We start from the raw sequence: 6,112 nt of genomic DNA on the forward strand, positions 1-6,112 counted from the left end.
GTCTGTTAATAAAAATGTAAATATTTTGAAACGTAAAAGTTCCATAGTGAATTTAAACTGAAAAATTATAAACATATGAAAAAATTTGTTTTTGTTATTTTGGCTCTTTTTGGGATAAACTTTACATCAAATGCTCAGAATGTTGGTACTCAAATTGGACAAGAAGCCCCGGAATTAATGATGACATCTCCAAGCGGAGAAATGTTAAAACTTTCTGATTTACGAGGTAAGGTAGTATTGATAGACTTTTGGGCTGCGTGGTGCGGACCATGTCGTCGGGAAAATCCCACAGTAGTACAGGCTTACAATCAGTTTAAAGACAAGAAGTTTAAACATGGAAATGGGTTTGAAGTTTTTGGAGTATCACTTGATCATAACAAGCAAGCATGGGTAAACGCTATTGAGCAAGACAAACTTGCATGGAAATATCATGTAAGCGATTTGAGGGGATGGAACTCTGCACTTGGAAGGTTGTATGGTGTTAACAGTATTCCTGCAAACTTTTTGATTGATAAGGACGGGAAGATTTTAGCAAAAAACCTTAGAGGACAACAACTTATTGCTGTTTTAAACAGTATGCTTAAATAGTTGATTTTAGCAAATAGTGATAAATTAACATAATATCTGACGATGAGATAGCTTAAGTCTAGCTCTTTGTTGGATATGTTTGTAAAATTGAAAAATATAAAAATCAAACTAATAACATATCAATAAAAAATTTAACAATGCTTGAATTAAAATTAGGACTCGAACAGTGGTTTTCAAACTTTGGATTTAGTGACTATTGGGCAAACCTTTTTTGTGATGCAATTTTCTTTATTAGTTTACTATTAATTAGCTACATAGCTAACTTTATAATTAAAAAGTTAACACCATTAATAGTAACGCGATTGGTAAGGAAGACCAAAACTAACTGGGACGACATAATGCTTAAACGCAAAGTTTTTACCAGGTTGAGTCATTTAGCACCGATTTTAATAATTTATTACGGTATTCCCAATATATTTCCAGAAGCTCCAGACTTTATATTGTTGGTACAAAAGAGTGTAAGAATCTACTTAGTTTTTTGGATAGCACTTATCATCAATTCATTTTTACATAGTCTGAATGATATTTACGAAAGCTACGATTCAGCTGCTGAGCGTCCAATTAAAGGTTACATACAGGTTGTCCAAATAATAGTTTATGTGTTGGCAGTTGTAGTAATGATTTCTATTATTATGAATAAGTCTGTAACTTATCTGTTTGCTGGTATAGGAACAATGTCAGCTGTACTTATGATAATTTTTAAAGACGGTTTGTTAGGACTGACAGCGGGCATACAGATGTCAATTAATAAAACAGTCCGAATAGGCGACTGGATAAGCGTTCCTGCCCAAAATGCAGACGGTACAGTAGTTGAAATTACTCTTAATAATATAAAAGTAAAAAACTTTGACAATACAATAACAGTTATCCCCTCGTATGCTTTTGTCAGCGGCTCATTCCAAAACTGGCGCGGAATGCAGGAGTCGGGAGGAAGACGTATCAAAAGAGCTATTTTAATAGATCAGACATCAATTAAATTTTGCACCAAAGAGATGTTGGAAAGGTTCAAAAAAATTGAGTTGATAAGTGAGTATATAACAGAAAGAACCGAAGAGATAGAAGAATACAATAGCAAAAATATGGCATCAAGCGACATGGCAATCAACGGTCGTAGAATGACTAACATAGGTACTTACAGAAAATATGTAACCGAATATCTGCAAAATCATCCTATGGTTAATACAGAGTTGACAGCTATGGTACGGCAGTTAGCACCAACAGAAAAAGGGATACCGTTAGAACTATATTTCTTTAGTAAAGAGAAGCGTTGGGTATTTTACGAAGGGATACAGGCAGATATTTTTGATCATCTGCTAGCAAGTATAGAAACTTTTGAATTGCGTGTTTTCCAAGCCCCATCCGGACACGATATGCGGCAGTTGGTCAAATAATAACATGTTTAAGAATAATAAGAGAGATAAATCCATATTTTTGTAAGAAATACTTTTTTAATCATAGTTTATCTTAAAAATTATATCAATGAGAACTTTTATATTATTCACAGTCTTAAACTTCTCTTTCGGGCTTCTGTTTTCCCAACAAGAAGGACCTAACATAGTTTTTGACAACTTACAACACGATTTTGGGACAATCAAGGAAGAGGCAGGAAAAGCAAACTGTCGATTTGTTTTTAGCAACACAGGTTCGCAACCTTTAGTTGTAACACGGGTGCAAACGTCGTGTGGATGTGCATCGTCTAATTACACTAGACAACCGGTAGCGACAGGGGGGAAAGGATTTGTTGAAGTGTCATACGATCCCGCTGGCAGACCCGGTCCATTTGCAAAAACTATCACTGTCTATTCCAATGGAATCAATCCAACCACAGTTTTAACAATAAAAGGAACTGTTACGCCAAAGCCAAGAACAATTGAGGATGATTACCCCCGAGTAATGGGAGATCTAAGGTTACAAAACAATCACTTCTCTTTTATGAATGTTTTTAATACTGAAAAATCTACAACAGAAATTCCTGTGGTTAATGTAGGGGAAACCAGTCTAATAATTGGATTTGACAAATTACCGTCTTATTTGACAATTCAAGCGATACCTTCTGAGTTAAAACCAAATGAAAAAGGCGTTCTTAAAGCAGTATTAGATGCAAGTAAAGTCAACGATTATGGTTTTATTGTACACAGAACAGCAATTCTGTTAAATGGACAAAAACCACAAAACAGTTTGATTTCAGTAACAGCCGTTATTAAAGAAGACTTTTCCAAACTGACGCAAAAAGAGTTGGCAAAAGCTCCCAAAATACAGTTTAAGAGTACAGACTTCGATTTTAAAACTGTAAAAGCGGGCGATGTTGTTAGCTGCGAATTTGAATTTGTTAATGAGGGAAAAACACCTTTGATTATTCGTAAAGTAAAAACAGGATGTGGTTGTACTGCATCAACTCCGCCAACTGAATCTATTAAACCAGGTGAGAGTTCAGCAATAAAAGTAAGCTTTAACACCAGGAATAGGAGTGGTCGTCAGGCTCAATATATTGATGTATATTGCAACGATCCGAATCAACCTGAAATAAAATTGAAAATCGGAGGAGTTGTTGAGAAAGAATAATATTAACACTTGCTGATTAATTAGTTAATTTGTAAAATTAGATAAAACTATCGATCATGTTTTAATAACTGTTTGGTAGTTTTTTGTACGATTTCGTTGTGAATAATGAAACCCGATAAAGAGAAACAAAAAAGTGCCTTACAGGTAAATCCCGGAATTGAGCCACCACCAACCGTTAACCCAAATGCAGTAAATGCACTGAGAAAACGAAGAAGAAAAACTTATACGGTTAACGAATACGTTGAGGGGGTTTTAAGTGGCAGTCGCTCTATGCTTGGGCAGGCTATAACATTAATAGAGAGCCATTTGCCCGAACATATCGCAATGTCGTATGAGATAATAGAAAAATGCTTGCCTTATTCGGGTAACTCCGTCAGAATAGGTATTACGGGAGTACCGGGTGCTGGAAAAAGTACTTTTATTGAGGCACTTGGCAACGAAATCACTTCACAAGGTCATAAATTAGCCGTTTTAGCTATTGACCCAAGCAGCCAGCGTTCAAAAGGCTCTATTCTCGGAGATAAAACCCGAATGGAGAAATTGTCGACCAACGATAACGCGTTTATCAGACCATCACCATCGGCGGGTTCGCTTGGTGGTGTTGCAAGAAAGACACGTGAAACCGTTGTCCTTGTCGAAGCAGCAGGATATGACACAATATTTGTCGAAACCGTAGGAGTAGGGCAGTCGGAGATTGCCGTTCACAGTATGGTCGATTTCTTTCTTTTGTTGATGTTGGCAGGTGCAGGAGATGAACTGCAAGGAATTAAGCGCGGAATAATGGAGATGGCTGACCTGTTAATAATAAACAAAGCTGACGGAAATAATATAGACAAGGCAAATTTGGCTAAAGCCGAATATTCAAGCGCATTGCAACTGTTCCCGTTAAGCCCATCGGGCTGGAGACCTACGGCAATGACAGCTTCTGCTCTTTATAGTATTGGCATGGTGGAAATATGGGATACAGTCAAAGCATATATGAATATGACAAAAGAGAATAATTTCTTTTATGAGCGTAGAAATGAGCAATCTAAGTTTTGGATGTATGAAACCATAAATGAAACATTGCGCGAAACGTTCTACTCTAATCCGAAAGTTAAAGAGGTTATAGCAGATATTGAAAACGAAGTTTTGAGTAATCAAATGTCGCCATTTAAGGCGGCAAACTCATTGTTGGATATTCATAGTCGCTCTTAGTTTGGTAATTTATTTATTTCAATTGGATTAATATGTCGCGAATACTTGCAATTGATTATGGATTAAAGCGTTGTGGTATTGCAGTTACTGATCCGTTGAAAATAATAGCACAAGGAGTTACAACCGTGCAAACATCAACGCTTATGAGCTTCCTAGACGACTATATACAAAAGGAGCAAGTTGAGTGCATAGTTGTAGGACTTCCAAAGCAGATGGACAATACACCAAGCGAGATTGAGCCTCATATTGCAGGATTTATTAAAAGATTTGGAGCTAAATATCCGGCAATACCAATAAAACGCGTTGACGAACGTTTTACAAGCAAAATGTCGCAACAAGCATTAATAACGGCAGGAGCCACAAAAAAACAACGAAGCAACAAAAATTTAATAGATACCATAAGCGCAACAATTATTTTACAAACATATTTAGAACAAAAACAATGATTTACCCTATAGTTGTGGCAGGACATCCAGTCCTAAAGATGAAAGCCCAAGAGATAGACAAAAATTTTCCTGATTTAGATAAATTGATTGAAGATATGTTTGAAACAATGTACGTTTCAGACGGGGTTGGATTGGCAGCACCTCAGATAGGAAAGTCAATACGTCTGTTTGTGATAGATGGGAAGCCAGCAGCCGAAGATAATCCAGAACTCGAAAACTTTAAAAAAGTATTTTTAAACCCATATATTATTGAAGAGAGTGGTGAAGAGTGGTTCTTTAACGAGGGTTGTTTGAGCGTGCCCGGCATAAGAGAAGATGTTCAGCGCAAATCGATTGTTAAAATCAAGTATTTTGATGAAAATTGGCAACAGCACGAAGATGTTTTCGATGGTATGGCAGCCAGAATAATTCAACACGAATATGACCACTTGGAAGGCACTCTGTTTACCGACAGACTATCATTTTTAAAGAGAAAGATGTTAAGAGGCAAACTGTCGGACATCTCAAAAGGAATAGTTGATGTTAGTTATAATATCCGAACGAAATAACAAAGTATTTGTACAGTCGGTATTAAGATTAAATATATCTCAAAAAAGGTTGCTCGAAAAAATAACGGGCAACCTTTTTTTATTCTAAAAAGCACTGTATTTAAAAATAAAGTGTTAGATTGCAAAACATAGTGCGGATTTTTTTTACAACATATATAATACAACCAAACAATTATAGGAACATTAAGTGTACTAAAATGAAACAAAAACATATTCTTTCACTACTAACAACATGTTTGTTACTAACATGCACAGACCTCTTTAGCCAATTTTTTACGAACACCCAAACAGACACACCTCAAACTAAAGGCGACTTTTGGGTAGTACAATTACCTCATTACGGAAGAGTAAATTTTATGTTGGAGGTTGACGACGGTTATATCTTATCTGCTCTTAGCGGAACAGCAATTGGCTCGGAAACTTGGGTACCAACCTTTTACAAATACTCCAAAACCGGCGAACTGCTTTGGTACAGAGAACACCCAGATGCTTACAGATTTCCCAAAGACTTTATAAAAACACAAGACGGTGGCTTTTTGGTTACGGGAGGAGGTGAACTTTTTAAGATGTATAGCGATGGAAGCAAACATTTTCATTATGTGCCAGACCACTCAATGTGGCCAACAGCGGATGAATTTTTGAGTGCTAAAGCGTTTAGTTTTGGAACACCTGAACGATATGGACACTACTTTAAAGTTATGTACTACGAAGATTCTACTAATTATTATTCTTATCCACTAATTGTTGATGGGGGGGGGGATTTAGTAAAAA

7 protein-coding genes are annotated in these 6,112 nt (G+C 36.3%); all 7 read left to right on the forward strand.

The genetic code is table 11. The features are described 5' to 3' along the window. Window positions 1-75 precede the first annotated feature (75 nt). Window positions 76-588, forward strand: coding sequence for a TlpA family protein disulfide reductase (locus GX311_10830; protein ID NLK16876.1), 513 nt, complete (start codon window positions 76-78; stop codon window positions 586-588). Window positions 589-725: 137 nt separating this feature from the next. Then, window positions 726-1,979, forward strand: a complete 1,254-nt coding sequence (locus GX311_10835; protein NLK16877.1) for a mechanosensitive ion channel — start codon at window positions 726-728, stop codon at window positions 1,977-1,979. Window positions 1,980-2,067: 88 nt separating this feature from the next. Next, window positions 2,068-3,150 carry a DUF1573 domain-containing protein gene (locus GX311_10840; GenBank protein NLK16878.1) on the forward strand — a complete coding sequence of 361 codons (1,083 nt, stop codon included), beginning with the start codon at window positions 2,068-2,070 and terminating at the stop codon, window positions 3,148-3,150. Between the two features lie 105 nt (window positions 3,151-3,255). After that, window positions 3,256-4,347, forward strand: a complete 1,092-nt coding sequence (meaB, locus tag GX311_10845; protein ID NLK16879.1) for a methylmalonyl Co-A mutase-associated GTPase MeaB — start codon at window positions 3,256-3,258, stop codon at window positions 4,345-4,347. A 32-nt stretch (window positions 4,348-4,379) separates the two neighbouring features. Continuing rightward, a complete protein-coding gene (gene ruvX, locus GX311_10850) occupies window positions 4,380-4,793 on the forward strand; it encodes a Holliday junction resolvase RuvX (GenBank protein ID NLK16880.1) in 414 nt (137 codons plus the stop codon). Continuing rightward, on the forward strand, window positions 4,790-5,341 hold the full coding sequence (def, locus tag GX311_10855; GenBank protein NLK16881.1) for a peptide deformylase: 552 nt from the start codon (window positions 4,790-4,792) through the stop codon (window positions 5,339-5,341). Before ruvX ends, def begins: the two co-directional genes overlap by 4 nt. Window positions 5,342-5,538: 197 nt before the next feature. Further along, window positions 5,539-6,112, forward strand: a 574-nt coding sequence (locus GX311_10860; GenBank protein ID NLK16882.1) for a hypothetical protein, incomplete at its 3' end; no start/stop codon positions are given.

It is taken from the genome of Bacteroidales bacterium (genome assembly GCA_012519055.1).
GTDB lineage: Bacteria > Bacteroidota > Bacteroidia > Bacteroidales > Salinivirgaceae > JAAYQU01.

Excerpts from the sequence above, each read along its gene's own strand:
- GX311_10830 (NLK16876.1), top strand. The coding sequence starts at position 76 with ATGAAAAAATTTGTTTTTGTTATTTTGGCTCTTTTTGGGATAAACTTT.
- GX311_10835 (NLK16877.1), top strand. The coding sequence starts at position 726 with ATGCTTGAATTAAAATTAGGACTCGAACAGTGGTTTTCAAACTTTGGA.
- GX311_10840 (NLK16878.1), top strand. The coding sequence starts at position 2,068 with ATGAGAACTTTTATATTATTCACAGTCTTAAACTTCTCTTTCGGGCTT.
- meaB (NLK16879.1), top strand. The coding sequence starts at position 3,256 with ATGAAACCCGATAAAGAGAAACAAAAAAGTGCCTTACAGGTAAATCCC.
- ruvX (NLK16880.1), top strand. The coding sequence starts at position 4,380 with ATGTCGCGAATACTTGCAATTGATTATGGATTAAAGCGTTGTGGTATT.
- def (NLK16881.1), top strand. The coding sequence starts at position 4,790 with ATGATTTACCCTATAGTTGTGGCAGGACATCCAGTCCTAAAGATGAAA.